Origin of the sequence: Clostridium sp. HCS.1, assembly GCF_047900555.1 — a bacterium.
Classification (GTDB): Bacteria; Bacillota; Clostridia; order Clostridiales; family Clostridiaceae; genus Clostridium.
Genome location: NZ_CP170704.1, coordinates 864,236 through 883,717 on the forward strand (window position 1 = coordinate 864,236; position 19,482 = coordinate 883,717).

Here is a 19,482-nt window from a genome sequence, read left to right on the forward strand (position 1 = left end):
AATGGTTATAAAAAGAAATAGATAATTAGTATAAAAAGAAATGGATGATAGAGGAGGGCTTAGGCTACAACTCTGATGAAATTTCTTTTTATTTATTTCCAAAAAATTGGTCCCCTGGGGACCTAAAATTGTAAGGAGGGTTTTAAATGAGTAAATTTATAGTTATAGTGCTTGATGGTTTTGGAATAGGAGCAATGGATGATGTGCCAGAAACAAGACCACAGGACATTAATTCTAATACTTGTCTTCATATATTGGAAAGAAGAGGAGATTTAAAGCTACCTAATTTAGAAAGGTTAGGGTTAATAAATATCATAGATAAAGAAATAAATGGAATGAAGAAAAATCCTAAGGCTACTTATGGGAAGGCTAAATTAACTCACTTTGGAGCTGATACCTTCTTTGGACATCAAGAAATAATGGGAACTAAGCCAAAGGTACCTTTTAGAGAACCTATAAAGAACAAGATAGATGAAATATATCAAGCAATAAAAGAAGCAGGATATAAAGTAGATTATAAACATGGGAAAAAGGAAAAATATTTAGTTGTAGAAGATGCACTTACTGTAGCAGATAATATAGAGTGCGACTTAGGACAAGCTTTCAATATTACATCTGCTTTAGATATAATTCCATTTAAGAAGGTATTAGAAATTGGACATATAGTAAGGTCTATAGCGAGAGTACCAAGGGTAATTACCTTTGGAGGAAGAGAAATTACTTTAGAGGATATATTAAATGCAGAAGAAGAAAAAGGTAATGATTATATTGGAATAAATGCACCTAAATCTGGTGTTTATAATACTGGATATGAATGTATTCATTTAGGATATGGTGTTAATCCTAAAACTCAAGTTTCTACTATTTTATCTGAGGAAAATGTACCAGTTTATTTATTAGGAAAGGTAGCAGATGTAGTTATAAATGAAAAAGGTACAAGTATTTCTATGGTAGATACAGAAAAAGTTTTAAAAAGAACTATAGAAATATCAAAAGAAGTAGATAAGGGTTTTATTTGCTGTAATGTACAAGAAACTGATTTATCAGGACATGCTGAAAATGTAGATAGATATGCAGAAAAGTTGCAAATTGCAGATGGGTTAATAGGAGAATTAATAGAAACTATCCATGATGATGATATTTTATTAGTTATGGCAGACCATGGAAATGACCCAACTATAGGACATAGTAAGCATACAAGAGAAATGGTTCCTATAATGATTTATGGAGAAAACTTAAAAGAAGGCTTTATTGGAGTAAGAGAAACCCTTTCGGATGTAGGGGCAACTGTAGCGGATTACTTTAAAGTTAATAGTCCAGAAAATGGAACAAGCTTTTTGAAGGATATCTTTAATAATAAGGAGTAATATATGAAGAAAGATACCAAAGTTTATAGAGCAAATATACTAGCTAAGCAAAATTTATATAAATCAGTAGTTTCAATAAATAACAATTTAAATGAAGAAATTATAGATAAAAATGAAGAAGTTTTAACCTTTGGTGTGAAGAATACTGTGGATATTCCTATGGCTATAGTGGATAAGTTTAGGAAAAATTCAGAATATTTATTTTTAACTGTTGATAAGATGTCCCATTTGGGGAGAAGTGTAGATACAGACTTAATAAATCCATTAACTTATAGATGTATGACAGGTTCAAGTAGTGGAACAGCTATAAATATAATTAAAGGAATTAATGACTTTGGTATAGGAACAGATGGTGGGGGCTCAGTATTAGCCCCTGCTCTTAGTACAAATTTATACTCCTTTATTGGCTCTGGAATTAATTTAGTTACAGGAAAGAAAAGTTTATCCACAGATAGCATATCCTTTAGTGGAGGAATTGGAATAATAGCTAAGAATTTTACTATTCTAAAGAAAGCAACAGAGGATATGCTAGAGGAAAAAATAGAAAGTAAAGAGGATGTTATTAGAATTTTAATTCCAAAAGAAAATAATATTAAATTACCTGATGGAGTTGATATGAGAGAAGAAATAGATAAATCTATTAAATTCTTGAAAAATAAAAGACTTCAATTTATAGAATATAACTTTGATAATATATATGAAAGAACTGTAGCAATAAGAGAAATAAATAACATATTTGAAGGTGATTTAGCAGATATTATATTAACTTACGAAGGCCCAATAGATCTTTATGGTTATGATGAAACCATACAAAGAAGCTTTAAAGGAAAAGCAGAAAAAGAAATTACATCTAATGGTGGTAAAGCCTTAGTTAAAGCTATAAATATGTGCAAATGTACAGGAATTACAATTCCAGGAGAAAAGTTAGCAAGTGGATTTGTAATATGTGGAAAGCAAGGAAAAGAAGGAATGATTAAATCATTTGAGTTAGCAAAAGAATTAGATTCAGTAATAGATAAAAATGAAATGTTCCAAAGATATTTTATAGAAAGAGAAAAGTTTATTGAACCCATAAATATATAGGATTTTAAGCCCTAAATGAAAATACTCATTTAGGGTTTTTTATTCAAGAAAAAGTAATTTCCAAATATTGTTCCCTAGGGGAACAATATTTGGAAGAATATTAAGAACAAATTAATAATATATTAAAGTTATTTTAAGAAAAATAGAGTATTAACTACATAATATAAGGTAAGCTTGCTTAAGGAATAGTTTGATGTATTATAATTAATTCTATATATCTGTATAATATAATATAATGAAAATGTTTATTATTTAGAGATTAATATTGCTTTAATTATTTACAAATAAATTAGAAAGAGTAGCAAATTTGAAAAAAAATATAAAGTTTATTTATGGTATTAAGATAATATTATTTTGTCTAATAATAGTTATTCCAATTTTATTTATGAATTTTAAAGAAAATGAAATATCTATGATAGATAACAGAATGCTATTGAATTATAAAGATATAATAAATGACAGTAAAGATATTAATGATGTTTTTACTAATATAGGAGTTTATACAAATGATAGAATAGGTTTTAGAGAAAATATGGTTAATCTATACACATATTCTATGGATAAGCTATTTAATGATATGGTTCATCCCACTTATCAATATGGAAAAGATGGATATATATATTTGAAGCTACCAGAAACTAAGGTTAACTTAAGATTTCAAGAGGTTTTTTCAAGCTTTATAAAGGACTTTCAGGAGTACTGTAATGAGAGAAATATAAAATTTCTATATACTTTAGAACCAAGTAAATCAAGCATTTATCCAGAGTATTTACCAGAAGGATATAATTCTAGCAGTGAAAATAGAGACTATTTTATAAAACTTTTAAATGAAAAAGGTGTTAACTATTTAAATAATTCTGATACTTTATTAGAAGCAAAGGAAAATCCTTTATTTGAAGATGTATTGCTATATGATAAAAAGTATGATGCAGGGCATTGGAATGAAACAGGAGCTATAGTTGGTATTTCAGCAATAATAGATAGGCTTAATGAATTAGATAGTAGAGTTGGAAGCTTTGATATTAATAAATATGAAGCAGAGCAAGTTATTAATGAAACATTACTTTCATCTAATTTTAAAATTAATGAAGAAACTACTAACTACAATTTAAAAGAATATAATTTAGAGTATGTTGAAGAGTATGAAGATGAAATATATAGACATGAGAACTTTAGATACTTTACTCATTATAAAAATTTAACTAATACTGAAGCACCAAGACTATTAATTTTTGCTGGAAGCTATTTTAATAATAAAGAAAAATTCATAACTGGGAACTTTTCAGAGGTTATGAAGATACATAATTACACTAATGTAATAGATTATGAATACTATATTAATATTTATAATCCAGACATAGTATTATTTGAATCAACAGAGTATACAAATACAGGCTATCACTATCCAACAATAATGATGGAAGAGAAAACATATATTAAGAGCTTAGATAGTTACAATGATTTAGTAGAAGCTAATTTTGTAACTATAGATACCCATAATATTGAAATCTCAGGAAATAAAATAACTAACTTTATAATCCCAATAGAAAGTGATAATTTATTATATGCTTATGCAAATATCAATAATAGGATATTAGATAGTAAAATTAAGAGAGATGAAGATAACTTATATATAGAATTTTCATTAATATCAAAGGAATTAGAAAATGAAAACAGCTTAGATTTATATTTTGTTTCACAGGATGAAAAACAATATCAAAAGATAAAATTAGAAATTAGCGAGGGATAAATTTATGGTATTTAGTTCGACAATATTTATTTTTGCTTTTTTACCTATAGTTTTGTTGTCTTACTACATACTAGGAAAGAAAGTAAGAAACTATGTTTTACTTCTAGCAAGCCTTTTTTTCTATGCTTGGGGTGGAGTAGAATATTTAAAGATACTAATAGTATCTATTATAATTAATTATATTTTTGGAATATTAATAGATAAATTAAGAGATGATATAATACTAAAAAAAGTATTTTTAGGCATTGGTGTTTTTCTTAATTTAGCTTTACTTTTTTATTACAAATATTATGACTTTTTTATAAAAAATGTTAACTTAACATTTAATACGGATTTCCAATTAAAGTATATAGTTTTACCAATAGGTATTTCATTTTTTACTTTTCAGGGAATGTCTTATATTATAGATATTTATAGAAAAGATGGGAAGGTTAATAAAAATCCTTTTTCAGTGGCACTTTATATTTCCTTCTTTCCACAATTAGTTGCAGGACCAATTGTAAAATATAAGACAGTAGATGATCAAATTAGAAATAGAAAAGAATCTATTGAATATTTTAGTTATGGAATAAATAGATTTGTTATTGGACTAGCTAAGAAGGTTATAATAGCTGATGTATTAGCAGCTATAGCAGATAATATATTTACTCAATATTATAGTGGAATTGATACTCCAACTGCATGGATAGGGGCGATTTGTTATACCTTCCAAATATATTATGATTTTTCAGGGTACTCTGATATGGCTATAGGACTTGGATATATGTTTGGATTTAAATTTATGGAGAATTTTAATTACCCATATATATCAAAGTCTATAACAGAATTCTGGAGAAGATGGCATATTTCATTATCTACTTGGTTTAAAGAATATCTTTATATACCTCTTGGTGGAAATAGAAGAGGAAATGTGTATTTAAACTTATTTATAGTATTTTTAGTTACAGGAATTTGGCATGGTGCAGATTGGTCATTTGTGTTATGGGGATTATGGCATGGATTATTTATTTTAATTGAAAGATTTATAAGAAATAAGAAATTTTACATTAATATTCCCAATATAATAAAGTACATTGTTACTATGTTAATAGTAATATTAGGATGGGTTTTATTTAGAGCTGACAACTTGGAACAAGCAGTAGGTTTTATAAAAACTATGTTTGGATTTAATAATGTATCAGCATTGACTTTTGAGTATATCTACTTTATTAATAAAAAATTAATATTCTGGATTGTAATGGCCAATCTTGGATCTATGCCTTTTATTGCTAATAAACTTAAGAAGTATAATGGAAGAAAGAGTTTTGAAATATTAGCTACAATAGGTATTTCAATATTATTTGTTATATCAATTATTTTTGTAGTGAATTCTACTTATAGTCCATTTATTTACTTCCAATTTTAAAGGAGGTAATTATTATGAAGAAAATTAATATATCTAAGATAATAATTTTTACTTTTATTATATTAGTACCAATAATAACTTTTAATATAAAAAGAGATGTAATATCTGAAATTGATAATAAAAAACTAATGAATATAGAAGATATATTTAATTCTGGAGATTTAACTAATGGAATAGAAAGTTTTGTAAATGATAGAATCGGATTAAGAACTAGTATGGTGAGTGCATATAATAAATCTATGGATTTATTATTTAATGAAATGATTCATCCTAGTTATCAATATGGTGAAGAAGGATATGTTTTCTCAAAGGTACAAGGAGTGGATTTTGAACCTAGATTCCAAGAGGTATTTGCTAATTTTATTAAAAACTTCCAAAATTACTGCGAAAAAAGAGAAATAAAATTTTTATATGCTGTAGAACCTAGTAAGGAGATTATATACTCTGAGTATTTACCAAAGGGATATGAATATTCAACGGAAAATATAGATTATTTTTTAAGATTACTTGAAGACAATGATGTGAATTTCACAAATAATATAGATAATTTATTAAAATATAAAAATCAAGCTTTATTATATGACAAGGAATATGATGCAAGGCACTGGAATGAAACTGGTGCAATTATAGGTATTTCAGAGATACTAAAGGACTTGAATAATCTAGATAATAGAGTGGGTACCTTTGATATAAGTAAATATTATATTGGAGAAAAATTCAATACTGTTTTGCCAAATTCTAATTTTAGCATAGATGAAAAAACAGTTACTTATAATTTGATAAATGATAATTCTCAAATTATAAGTGATTTTAATAATGAGATTAAGATGGACAGTAATTATCATAATTTTTATCACTATAAAAATTATGATAATAAAGAAGGACCTAGAATTTTAATTTTTGCGGGAAGTTATTTTAATGATAAAGAAAAATTTTTAATTGATAACTTCTCAGAAATAATTAAAGTTCATAATTATAGAAATGTAGTAAATTATGAGTACTATATTAATATATTTAAACCAGATATTGTTTTATTTGAATCTACAGAATATACTCATATGAACTATTATTTCCCAGTAAATCAAATGGAGAATAAAATAGTAAATAAGAATTTAACTAATTATAAGAATTTAATTAAAGATAATTTTGTATCTATAGAATTTAATAAACTTGAGAAATCAGGAGATAAAATAACTAATTTCAAAGTTCCTATAGAAAGCAATGATTTGTTGTATGCTTATGCAAAAATAAATGATAGAATATTGGATTGCAAAATAAATATTAATGAAGATAAGCAATATATGGAGTTTTCTGTAATAACTTCAGAATTAGATAATTTAGAAAATATTGAATTGCACTTTGTATCTAAGGATGAAGCTAGACATCAAAAATCAGAAATACCAATATAGAGTTAATGAATGAAAAAATGAAAGAATGAAATGAGAAACTCCTTAGGGAGTTTCAACAATCAGCATGAAGGAGGTAGATTTTATATTCTGGTGACTTGGAGCCTGAGAGGTCACAAGAAATTATTTCCTTCAGTAGTAAGATATAAAAATATGATGTTAGTGTGACTTAGAGTTTGCGAGGTCACAGTCAACATTATATTTTTATCTCATTTTATTCTATTGAAAAAAGAAATTGGTGTAATTCTTTTGTTGTTCCTTCTATATCTATGTTAGTGTGGTACATATCTGTGAAACCTGCACTAATAATATTTCTATCTGAAGGGAATCTTCCTTGTTCTATATTACTTAAACCCATTCCTAAAGCTTTAGTTGAAATTGATATTATTTCACTATTACTTAAATTAGTAGTAACTAAAGGAAGAATATTATTTATCATTCCAGGAACTTCAGTTAAGCTTATATCTTTAAATTTAACAAATAATGCATTTAATACATCCCTTTGTCTTTCAGTTCTCTTAAAATCTCTTCCAGCTGTATATCTTATTCTACAATAAGCAGATGCTTGTGTACCATTTAGCAGTTGTGTACCAGCAGAATAAATGTGTTCTGTTGTTGTTCCATTTTTTTTATCAATATGATCAATATATACATTAATATATTGTAATTCATCTTCAGTTATTTCCATTTCAACTCCACCTAGGGCATCTATTATTTTAGGCAGTCTTTCTAAATCAACTTGTACAAATTTATCAACTTTCAAATTAAAATTATAATTTATAGCCTTTAAAATAGAGCTTGGACCACCATCCAAAATTGTGTAATTTAAATTCATTTTTCCACCATTAGGTAAATCTAAATAGATATCACGCATTAGTGAACCAAGTTTTATTTCATTATTTTTAGTATCAATAGCTAAAAGCATAGTGGCATCAGCTGCACTGACATCATAAATATCAGAAAAATCACTTCCAAACAAAGCTATTGTTATAACATCATCCACTTCTTTAGGTACTTCTTTACCAGTATTTATAACATCTTCTCTATCAACTTTAACTCTCTCTATCTTATTAGAAAGATAATATGTGTATGCTGATATTGAACCTACTATTATTATAATAATAGTTAAAATGGATAAAAGGATTTTCTTATTTTTTGAAAAATTTTTCATAGGGTTTCCTCCAGTGGTAATAATAGTGATTTTAAATATTGATATATTATATCAGAATAAGATAATTTTGGAAATAAAGAAAACTATAATTATTTTTAAGAATGCAAAATTAAATATAAAAGATAATAAAATAAGGAGTATATATACTAAAATAAGGGAAAGGAAATTAAGAAGTTTTTATCAATATTATTTATTATTCCATTAGTAAAACATTTAGAGTATTATAATTTAAGTAATGATTAAATATATAATTACATATAAAGATCAGTATAGAAGAAATCTAGTAAGATAATATGATGCTGTGGAGGATTTCCTATATTTTATAACAGAAACTTTTATAGTAATGTATTAATAACTGATATGGTATTAAATGCATATTAAAAAATGTTTTAACTTAAAAAAGTATAAATTATATAATTGAAGTAGGTTGATTAATTCCTAAAGATTCAATTGATTATTTGAAAAATATATTAAAATCAATATATGTGGAAATAATTCTAAATTCGACAAAAAATAAATAAACTTAAGTATAATAGTGGTAAATATTTAGTTAATATTTTAAAAGGAAAGTATATATTTAATAATAAATTTAAAAAAATAAAATCTAAATAATCTCATTAATAATTTGAAGATTATTTTTCATAATTTGTTTTAATAGTTTTATATGATATAATTATACGTGCAAAAATATGACTATTCTCATATTTTACAATATAAAATTATTCTGAATACATTGTATTTAATTAGGGGGATACATATGGATAATATTAATACTAATATTAATTCAATAGTTGAGAAGAAATATAATAGATTTCTATACAGATTATCAAAAAGGCTAATTGATATTATAGGTTCTTTATTAGGACTAATATTATTGAGTCCTATACTAATTATTGTAGGAATTTTAATAAAATTAGAATCAAAAGGAAATATTATTTTTTCCCAAAAAAGAGTTGGATTAAATGGAAAAGAGTTTAATATGTACAAACTTAGATCTATGGTATCCAATGCTGAAGAGTTAAAGGGGAAATTAGAAGGACAAAATGAAATGTCTGGGCCTATGTTTAAAATTAAGGATGATCCTAGAATAACTAAGATTGGAAAATTTATAAGAAAGACAAGCATTGATGAGTTACCTCAATTAATAAACGTATTAAAAGGAGATATGAGTCTTGTTGGTCCAAGGCCTAGTCTACCTAATGAAGTAAAAAAATTCGATATATGGATGTTAAAGCGTCTAGAAGTAAAACCAGGACTTACTTGTTATTGGCAGGTTATGGGAAGAAATAGCATAGGTTTTGAAGAATGGATGAAACTAGATGTTAAGTATGTAAATGAAAGAAGTTTTTGGTTAGATTTAAAACTAATTGTAAAAACATTTTTTGTTTTATTTGGTGATAAAAATGCTTCTTAATATATGATACTAGCAATTAATAAGAGTTAATATTATTAAATGAGGTAAAATGAAAATAGTGGTATAGGGAATAGGGGACTTAAGATTATTCAATGCAATATTATTAGTGCAACATAATTAAGTTGTAGCTATTGATAGCGCTTAAGAAAAATAAAATGAAAAATAATAAGAACTATATATAGATAATTAAATTCAATACTATTTAAATAATATTGAATTTAATTTAATGGCCAAAAGTAATATAAATAATTATTTAGAATTAATAATTACATATTTTAATAAATTTTATAATTATGAATCAATATTAATAAAGAAAAATATAAAAGTAATTTGAATATATAGTTTCTAATAGTTTAGAAGGAGAATGCTTAATGTAGAAGAAAAGGTTATTTATAAGATTTGTTTAGATGATGTTAAAAAAATTATTGTAAATTAAATTATTACTTAGGAGAAGTATATGGATATAAAAATATTAGTAGCGACACATAAGGCTTATAAAATGCCAAATGATAGATGTTATTTACCTGTCCATGTTGGAAAAGAAGGCAAAAGTGATATTGGATATGTGGGAGATAATACAGGGGATAATATATCAAATAAGAACCCGTATTATTGTGAATTAACAGGATTATATTGGGGAGTAAAAAATTTAGAATGTGATTATATTGGATTAGTACACTATAGACGTCATTTTTCTAAAAAGGGATTTCTATCAAATTTATTTAGAGATAAATTTGATAGAATATTATCACAGGATGAGATGGAAATAATATTAAAAGACTATGATATTATTCTTCCTAAAAAAAGAAAATATTATATTGAAACGCTATATTCTCACTATGGGAATACCCATTATTCTGAGCATTTAGATGAAACTAGGGCAATACTTGAAAGGTTATACCCTGAATATGTTGGTGACTTTGATAAAGTTATGAAGCGTACAAGTGCACATATGTTTAATATGTTTATAATGAAAAAGGAATTGGCAGATAATTATTGTGAGTGGTTATTTTCAATATTATCAGAATTAGAAGAAAAGATAGATTTCAAGCAATATAATGCGTTTCAAGCAAGACTGTTTGGAAGGGTAAGTGAATTGTTGCTAGATGTATGGATTGAAAATAATCAATTAAAATATAAAGAAGTATCATGTATGCATATGGAAAAATTAAACATGCTGAAAAAAGTAATTAGTTTCTTAAAAGCTAAATTTCTTAAAGAAAAATATAAGGGGAGTTTTTAAAAAAAATTAAGGGAATTTACATTGTTTAATTCTTAAAATTTATTAAGATTATTTTAATAATCTTCAATAGAAAATAGGTAAAGAATTTTTACAATATTTTCTATGTTGTAAAATGCAAATAATGAGATAATTATAAAAGTTAACGAGTTTTTTTTAACAAAGTATTTTTGAAATATAAATTTTATAATATTTTATAATGTCATAAAATAATAATAAATATTTTCTAAGAAAATATTTATTTATAAAACTAAGGAGTTAAAGATGATAAATAAGATTGATATTGTAATCACTTGGGTTGACGGAAGTGATGAAAAATGGTTATCTGAAAAAGCTAAATATGATACTAAAAACAAAGATGATTCAAATAGTAGTATCAGATATAGAGATTGGGGATTATTAAAATATTGGTTTCGTTCAATTGAAGAGAATGCACCTTGGATTAATCATATTTATTTAATTACATGTGGTCATTATCCTTCTTGGTTAAATTTAGATAATCCTAAGCTAACCTTAATTAAACATTCAGATTTTATACCAGAAAAATATTTACCTACTTTTAATTCAAATGTCATTGAATTATACATGCATCGTATAAAAAATCTTTCAGATAAGTTCATTTATTTTAATGATGATATGTTTATAATTGACAAAGTGACCCCAGATAATTTTTTTAAAAATGATCTGCCTTTAGATTCTCTTATATTTAATGCAGTAAGTGTAGGAAAAGAAAATAATATTATTGAACATACTATTCTTAATAATTTAGAGATTGTTTCTAAGTATTTTGATAAAGCAGATAATAAATTGAATAAAATATTTAATTTTAGATATGGAAAAAATAACATAAGAAATCTTTTATTATTTCCATGGAAGAGATATACTGGAGTTTATAATTTTCATACTTGTATTTCTTATAATAGAAAATTAATAGAAGAAATATGGGAATTAGAAGGACATAATTTAGAAAATACCATGAACAATAAATTTAGAACGAAAAATGATTATAGTCATTGGCTTTATAGATATTGGAGCTTAATGTCTGGAAATTTTGTTCCTACTTCAATGAATTATACATATTATTATAACTTACAAAATGATAATAGTGATTTTTTTGGAAAAATAAAAAATAAAAAATATAAAGTTATTTGCTTAAATGATTCAGAAGAAGATATAGATTTTAATTCAGTAAAGAAAGAAACTATACTATTGTTTGAGGAATTGTTTCCAAGTCCTTCAACTTTTGAAAAATACAATTAATTTGGGAAGAGGTAGAAAATGAATAAAATTATTTTATCACAGTACTCTAAAGATAAATGGAATGCTGGACCTAAAGCTAAAACTGATATAGAAAAAATAATATCTCAATATTTTAATACTGATGTTATAACTTTGGATACACCAAAGAATATTTCAGTGAATTTATTAAGTAGATATTTGTTTTTTTTAAAGAAAATGTTTATTATTAAAAAGTATGCTAAAAAGAATAACATTGTCTTTATTCAACATCCTTTTACTAATCAATATAAGTTACTTTCTAATGCTGAACATGTGATTTGTTTTATACATGATATAGATGGATTAAGAAGACAAGATGAAAATTTCTTAAATTTAGAATTAGCTTTTTTAAAACAATGTGATATTCTTATAGCTCATAATTTAAATATGAAAAAATATTTGGTAGAACATGGTGTAAAAGAAGAAAAAATATTTGTTTTAGAAGTATTTGATTATTTAAATGATTTAAAAGAAGTTGTATTTCAAAGAAGAAGTTTAAAAGAAAATATTTCTTTGGTTTATACTGGAAACTTAGATAAGGCACCATTTTTATTTCAATTAGATGAACAAAAAATGAGATTTAATCTTAATGTCTATGGAATAAAATCAAAAGAAATAAAAAATTCTAAGATAAATTATAAGGGTGCTTTTGATCCTAATGAATTATATAAACATATAGAAGGAGATTTAGGATTAGTTTGGGATGGTAATTTAGATGAATCTGATGAAAATATATCATTAAAAAATTATACTAAATATAATAATCCTCATAAATTATCTTTTTATTTATCTATTGGACTTCCAGTTATCGTGTGGCAAAAGTCGGCTATTTCTAATTTTATTAAAAAAAATAATATTGGATATGTAATTAATAATTTATATGAAATTAATGATATAGATTTTTCAGATTATAGTGAAAAAGCTAAAAATGCTTGGGAATTAGGGAAAAAGGTAAGAGATGGATATTATACTAAAAGGATTGTTAAGAATATTTTAGAGTATTTAGAAAATATTTAGGAAATGTATTTAAAAAATTTAATTTTAGAGTTTAATAATAATCAGTTACAAAAGCATTAATCGAACCAACAATATTTGGAATATGTAAAAAGAAAAAATATATAAATTAATATTAATCTTTAGATGTATTTTTAACGTCTGAATATTTGCTATGTTTGATAATATTTAAATTCTAAAATAGTTTTTACTTAAGAATATAAAATTTTAAGTTTATTTTCAAAAATAAATTTAATGAGAATTATTTGAATCTTAATTTGAAAATGAAAAAACTGAGATTATATTCTTAAAGATACTTTAAAGAAGGAGGATTTGTTTGAAAGATAAAGCATTATCAATAATAGTTCCTATATACAATTGTGAAGCTACCATAGAAAAATGTATTGACAGTATATTAAAATCTGAATTTAAGAATTTTGAGATTTTAATAATTAATGATTCATCTACAGATAATAGTAGAAATATCATAGAGTCTCGATATTTAAATAATGATAATGTTAAAATAATAAATTTAAACAAAAATGAAGGGGTCAGCTTTTGTAGAAATTTAGGAATTGAAATTGCACAAGGAGAGTATATAACATTTGTAGATTCTGATGATTATATAAATGAAAAAATGTATGCATCTATGATGAATTATATTGAAAAATATGATTTAGATTGTTGTATATGTGATTATTTAGAAATATATCCTGATGGAAATGTTCAAAAATCAAAGTACTCTTACAGTAATAGGTTATTAGTAAGAGAAGAATGTATAAAAGAATACTTGATTGATAATATTTCTCCAGCTGTATGGGATAAAATTTTTAAAGCTGATATTTTGAAAGAAAATGTTAAATTTAATACTAAATTAAAAGTAGGAGAAGATATTTTATTTTGTTTAGATTTCTTTTATCGTGCTAATAAAATATATACATTGAATGCGGTTAACTATTATTATATACAACAAGAGACATCAGTTATGCATGTAGTTTCACCAAAGTTATTGCAATTTAAGAATATTGTATTGAATATTAATGAAGAGAAATTAAATTATTTTGAAACAATGTTTGAGGAAGAGTTTAATTATTTTAAAAGTGCAATGATTATGAGAGGAATTCATTCTTTGACTATGTTATATAATAAAGAAAATAAAAAAGAAATAATTAACTTTTTGGAAGTATTAGCAGATAAAAACCTTTTAAGATTACAGTTAAAAAGTAAATATACAAATAAATTTATAAAATTAGAAGTATTTATTATTAATCATTTAGGTATAAAAAATCATTTGTTAATGAAGCCTATTTATATTGAAGGAAGAAAATTTTTAAGAAAACTTTAATAATTATTAATTTGTTAAAAAGTTATTTATGTAAGGAGGATTAATTGTTTTGATATATATTTTATTTGGGTTGTTTTTTTTAATGTTAATTTATTTATATTTGAGGTTTAATAGAGATTTAATTCAACCATCAGTTATTTTTTGCTTAGTTTATTGTGTAAGTATATTTTGTGCCATATTAAATGTATCTAAATGGAATATACAATTAGAAATGAAGACATTTTTGATTCTGTTTTTAGGAGCAGTTGAGTTTATAATTATTTCTTTATTAGTAAATAAGCATTTCGAAAAGAATAGTAAAAGTTGTGAAGTTATAGGAAAGAATAGAAGTTTTAATATAGAAATAGAAAAATATAAAGTCTTTATTATTACTGTTTATAACGTAATAATGATAGGATTATTATTATATTATGTATTAAATATCGCTAGTCAATTTGGAGAGTTTAATTCTCTTTCTGAAGCTTTAACTTTATTTAAGCAACATACTTCTTATGCTAAAGATGCTGAATTACCTCATTTATTGTTGTTCGCACAAAAACCAATTATTGTTTTTGCGTATATTTTTATGTATTTGTATATAAAAAATATAATATTTGATGAAGAAAATAGCATTTTATATAATATTTTTTCAAAATGGTATTATTTAATTCCAGTTGTAGGTTATATTATTCATGAATTTATCAATTCTAATAGATTAACTATTTTATCTTTAGGTTTTGCTACATTTACAATTACATTAATACTGTATAATATAAAAAATAATTGGAAGAAGCCTATTAAAATGAAATCTATAATTACCATAGGGATTATAGGTATTCTAGTTTTAGTTATTTTTTATTTAAGTGCTTCATGGGTAGGAAGAATTAACAATAAAAATCTTATTGATTATATTACATTATATTGTGGTGGCTCAATAGAAAATTTAAATTTATTTATTAAATCTCCTCCTGAAGCTTCAAGCATATGGGGAAAAGAGTCGTTTTATTATTTAATTAAAAATTTACATGACTATGGTATTATGCCTTTAAGTCAAATGTATCCAATTCACTTAGAATTCAGATACTATGATAGTATAATGATTGGTAATGTTTATACAGCTTATCGAAGATGGATATATGATTTTGGAATTGTTGGAATGATAATTTTACAAGGAATAATGGCTTTATTTTTTAATGTTTTTTATAATAAAATAAAGTATTCAGCAAGTAAATATTTAGATTTTTATATAATTATATTTAGTTACATGATTTATTCTGTATTCTTACATCCTATAGATTCATATTTTTATTTACAAACAGTAAGATTAGCATTTGTATCTACTTTTGTATTATTTATATTAATCTATATGTTTATTTTTAAGTTCCATATTACTCTTAAAAAGGGATTAACAATAAGAATAGGAAATTATTATATATTTTTTGAGAATAAACTAGTTTTAAAGAAAAATTAAAAAGGAGAATTTATATGAAATATGATTATTTAATTGTAGGATCTGGACTATTTGGATCTATATTTGCATATGAGGCTAATAAAAGAGGAAAGAAATGTTTAGTTATAGATAAGAGAAATCATTTAGGTGGAAACATATATTGTGAGAATATAGAAGGAATTAACGTTCATAAATATGGTGCACATATATTTCATACAAGCAATAAGAAAGTTTGGGATTATGTCAATAGTTTTGTCGAATTTAATAGATATACTAATTCACCAATAGCAAATTATAAGGGCGAATTATATAATCTACCATTTAATATGAATACATTTTATCAATTATGGAAAGTGAAAACACCTAAAGAAGCTTTAGCAAAGATTGAAGAGCAAGTTAAAGAGGCTAATATAGATGAACCTCAAAATTTAGAGGAACAAGCTATAAAATTAGTTGGTAAAGATATATATGAAAAATTAATTAAGGGATATACTGAAAAGCAATGGGGTACAAAGGCAACTGAATTACCTGCATTTATAATTAAGAGGTTGCCAGTTAGACTTACTTTCGATAATAATTATTTTAATGATAAATATCAAGGTATTCCAATAGGAGGATACAATAAAATCATAGAAAAGATGCTTGATGGAATAGAAGTTAAGTTAAGTACTGATTTCTTTAAAGACAGAGAGTACTTTGAAAGTATAGCAGAAAAAGTTGTTTTTACAGGAATGATAGATGAATTCTATGATTACAAATTTGGATCTTTAGATTATAGAAGTTTAAGATTTGAAACAGAAGTTTTAGATGAAGAAAATTTCCAAGGAAATGCAGTAGTTAATTATACAGAGTATGAAGTGCCATATACTAGAATAATTGAACATAAACATTTTGAATATGGAACTCAAGAAAAAACCGTTGTAACTAAAGAATACTCTGCAGATTGGAAAAGGGGAGATGAGCCTTATTATCCAATTAACGATAAGAAGAATAATGAGGTTTATAGTAAATATAAGGAATTAGCTGATAAAGAGACTAATATAATTTTTGGTGGAAGATTAGCTGAATATAAATATTATGATATGCATAACGTTGTGGAAAGAGCTCTAAATGTAGTTGATGAAGTGTTTGGAAAGGTAGAATAAGATGCAAGTTTTAAAGAATTTCTTATATAATTTATCATACCAAATACTAGTATTAATTTTACCTTTAATAACAGTACCATATGTATCAAATGTATTAGGAGCAAAAGGTGTAGGAGACTACGCCTTTACTTTTGCTAATACCCAATATTTTATTTTGTTTGGTATGGTTGGAGTGACTTTATATGGAAATAGGCAAATAGCTTATGTAAGGGATAATAAGGAAAAGTTAAAAAATACATTTTATTCTATATATTTAGTTCAAATAGTAACAATGGCAATATCAAGTGTATTATTTTTAATTTTTGCTTTTACTTTTAATGAAGGATTGTATAGATCATTATATTTAGTACAGGGGATTAATATATTAGCATCATTAATTGATATTTCATGGTTATTTATGGGACTTGAACAATTTAAGAAAACTGTAGTAAGAAATACATTAGTAAAATTAATATCTTTCGCAAGCATATTTATCTTTGTGAAAAGTATAGATGATTTAATAAAATATACTTTAATATTAGCATTAGCTAATTTTTTAGGAAATTTAACTTTTTGGTTATATGTTCCAGGTATGGTTGGAGTTAAAGATGTAAAATTAGGAAAATTATCAACACATTTAAGAGCCTCTATAGCGTTATTTATACCACAAATTGCAATACAAGTTTATGTATTGTTAAGTAGAACATTACTAGGAGTTTTTACTGACACTATTCAAGTAGGATATTATGATAATTCTCAAAAACTTGTTAAAATAGCTCTTACTGTTGCTACAGCTATAGGAACAGTTATGATGCCTAAAATAGCTAATACAGTGGCATTAGGAGATATGGATAAGGTTAAATATTATATTAAAAATTCTTTTTTCTTTATGAATTGTATTTCAGTGCCACTTACATTCGGATTGTTAGGGGTAGCTAAGGAGTTATCCCCATGGTTTTTTGGAAAGGAATTTGAAGGAATAGAAACATTAATAATTATTAGTTGCATAATAATTCTAGCTATAAGCTGGTCCAATGTTTTTGGAACTCAATTATTAGTACCTTTAAATAAGACAAAAGAATTTACCTTTTCAGTTACTGCTGGTGCTATTGTTAATTTGCTTTTAAATCTTATAGTATTGAAATTTATGGGAAGTATAGGAGCTTGTATAACTACAGTTTTAGCAGAGATAACTGTTACTGTAACTCAAATGTATATTTTAAGAAAGTTTTTAAATCTAAAAGAAATGATAAAGTCAATCTTAATATTTTTCCCAGCAGCTATAATTATGTTTATAGTAGTGAGAATAATTGGCGTAGTAATGGGAGCTAAAATATTAACTTCTCTAGTTCAAGTTGTAGTGGGAGGAATACTTTATTTATTAACTTTATTTGCATTATATAAAGTTATTTATAAAGAAAATTTTATAGTATATATAAAAAATATGATAAAAAATTAATTTAAGAGGATAAAAATGAAAAAAATAATAAAAAAAGCAGTAATACCAGCAGCAGGTTTAGGAACTAGATTTTTACCTGCAACTAAGGCACAACCTAAAGAGATGCTACCTATAGTTGATAAGCCAACTATTCAGTATATAATTGAGGAATGTGTACAATCTGGTATAGAAGAAATTTTAATTGTAACAGGAAGAAATAAAAAAACTATAGAGGATCACTTTGATAAATCTGTAGAACTTGAATTAGAACTAGAGAATAATGGGAAACAAGAAATGCTTGAAATGGTTAGAGAAATTTCTGATATGGTAGATATACATTTTATAAGACAAAAGGAACCAAGAGGATTGGGAGATGCTATTCGTTATGCCGAGAGTTTTGTAGACAATGAGCCTTTTGCAGTTTTATTAGCTGATGACATAGTTTATAATAATACACCTTGTTTAAGTCAACTTATTAATTGCTATAATGAATATAAAACCTCTATATTAGGTGTTCAAGAAGTTAATGAAGAAAATGTATCAAAGTATGGAATAGTTGATGGAATAAAAATAGAAGATAGAATTTATAAAGTTAAGGAATTAATAGAAAAGCCAAGTATAGAGAATGCACCATCCAATATTGCAATATTAGGTAGATATATTGTAACTCCTAAAATATTCGGAATTTTAGAGAAAGCAAAACCTGGTAAGGGTGGAGAAATTCAATTAACTGATGCACTATTGAAGCTTTTGGAGGAAGAAGAGATGTATGCTTATAACTTTGAAGGTAGAAGATATGATGTTGGAGATAAACAAGGATTTTTGGAAGCAAATATTGAATATGCTTTAAGAAATGATGATTTAAAAGAGAAATTTGAAAAATATTTGAATTCTTTAGTGGTATAGAGTTAATAATATTTCTATTTTGAAGACTAGGTAAGGTAAATATTTATATTAAAAAAATTTTAGTAATTATAAATAATATAAAATTAGATATAATGAATAATTTAATCCCAGTAAAGATTATAAAAATAATTAC

Annotated in this window: 15 protein-coding genes; 14 read left to right on the forward strand and 1 reads right to left on the reverse strand. The window is 24.6% G+C overall.

Features of this window, described 5'->3' with window-relative positions:
• Positions 1-146: 146 nt before the first annotated feature.
• The 5 genes from ACFYH6_RS04080 (at position 147) to ACFYH6_RS04100 (ending at position 7,014) form a co-directional block, all read left to right on the forward strand.
• Complete coding sequence (locus ACFYH6_RS04080; RefSeq protein ID WP_416179688.1) at positions 147-1,367, forward strand: phosphopentomutase; 1,221 nt, start codon at positions 147-149, stop codon at positions 1,365-1,367.
• 3 nt (positions 1,368-1,370) lie between these two features.
• On the forward strand, positions 1,371-2,450 hold the full coding sequence (locus ACFYH6_RS04085) for an amidase (protein WP_416179687.1): 1,080 nt from the start codon (positions 1,371-1,373) through the stop codon (positions 2,448-2,450).
• 307 nt (positions 2,451-2,757) lie between these two features.
• Positions 2,758-4,200 (forward strand): alginate O-acetyltransferase AlgX-related protein, encoded by a 1,443-nt coding sequence (locus tag ACFYH6_RS04090; protein WP_416179686.1) that lies wholly within the window; start codon positions 2,758-2,760, stop codon positions 4,198-4,200.
• Between the two features lie 4 nt (positions 4,201-4,204).
• On the forward strand, positions 4,205-5,605 hold the full coding sequence (locus ACFYH6_RS04095; protein WP_416179685.1) for an MBOAT family O-acyltransferase: 1,401 nt from the start codon (positions 4,205-4,207) through the stop codon (positions 5,603-5,605).
• 14 nt (positions 5,606-5,619) lie between these two features.
• Positions 5,620-7,014, forward strand: a complete 1,395-nt coding sequence (locus ACFYH6_RS04100; protein ID WP_416179684.1) for an alginate O-acetyltransferase — start codon at positions 5,620-5,622, stop codon at positions 7,012-7,014.
• 211 nt (positions 7,015-7,225) lie between these two features.
• Here the strand turns inward: ACFYH6_RS04100 and ACFYH6_RS04105 are convergent, their stop codons facing one another.
• Positions 7,226-8,182, reverse strand: coding sequence for an LCP family protein (locus ACFYH6_RS04105; protein ID WP_416179683.1), 957 nt, complete (start codon positions 8,180-8,182; stop codon positions 7,226-7,228).
• Between the two features lie 757 nt (positions 8,183-8,939).
• Between ACFYH6_RS04105 and ACFYH6_RS04110 the strand changes: the two genes are divergently transcribed.
• From ACFYH6_RS04110 to galU, 9 genes are all read left to right on the forward strand, one after another.
• Complete coding sequence (locus ACFYH6_RS04110) at positions 8,940-9,596, forward strand: sugar transferase (RefSeq protein ID WP_416179682.1); 657 nt, start codon at positions 8,940-8,942, stop codon at positions 9,594-9,596.
• A gap of 457 nt (positions 9,597-10,053) precedes the next feature.
• Positions 10,054-10,839, forward strand: coding sequence for a DUF4422 domain-containing protein (locus ACFYH6_RS04115; RefSeq protein ID WP_416179681.1), 786 nt, complete (start codon positions 10,054-10,056; stop codon positions 10,837-10,839).
• Between the two features lie 261 nt (positions 10,840-11,100).
• Positions 11,101-12,096 carry a Stealth CR1 domain-containing protein gene (locus ACFYH6_RS04120; protein ID WP_416179680.1) on the forward strand — a complete coding sequence of 332 codons (996 nt, stop codon included), beginning with the start codon at positions 11,101-11,103 and terminating at the stop codon, positions 12,094-12,096.
• Between the two features lie 18 nt (positions 12,097-12,114).
• Positions 12,115-13,131, forward strand: coding sequence for a hypothetical protein (locus ACFYH6_RS04125; RefSeq protein WP_416179679.1), 1,017 nt, complete (start codon positions 12,115-12,117; stop codon positions 13,129-13,131).
• A 313-nt stretch (positions 13,132-13,444) separates the two neighbouring features.
• A complete protein-coding gene (locus ACFYH6_RS04130) occupies positions 13,445-14,452 on the forward strand; it encodes a glycosyltransferase family 2 protein (protein ID WP_416179678.1) in 1,008 nt (335 codons plus the stop codon).
• 49 nt (positions 14,453-14,501) lie between these two features.
• Complete coding sequence (locus ACFYH6_RS04135; protein ID WP_416179677.1) at positions 14,502-15,902, forward strand: O-antigen polymerase; 1,401 nt, start codon at positions 14,502-14,504, stop codon at positions 15,900-15,902.
• Between the two features lie 14 nt (positions 15,903-15,916).
• Positions 15,917-17,026, forward strand: coding sequence for a UDP-galactopyranose mutase (glf, locus tag ACFYH6_RS04140; RefSeq protein ID WP_416179676.1), 1,110 nt, complete (start codon positions 15,917-15,919; stop codon positions 17,024-17,026).
• Between the two features lies 1 nt (position 17,027).
• On the forward strand, positions 17,028-18,464 hold the full coding sequence (locus tag ACFYH6_RS04145) for an oligosaccharide flippase family protein (RefSeq protein WP_416179675.1): 1,437 nt from the start codon (positions 17,028-17,030) through the stop codon (positions 18,462-18,464).
• A gap of 15 nt (positions 18,465-18,479) precedes the next feature.
• Positions 18,480-19,349, forward strand: a complete 870-nt coding sequence (gene galU, locus ACFYH6_RS04150) for a UTP--glucose-1-phosphate uridylyltransferase GalU (protein WP_416179674.1) — start codon at positions 18,480-18,482, stop codon at positions 19,347-19,349.
• Positions 19,350-19,482 lie beyond the last annotated feature (133 nt).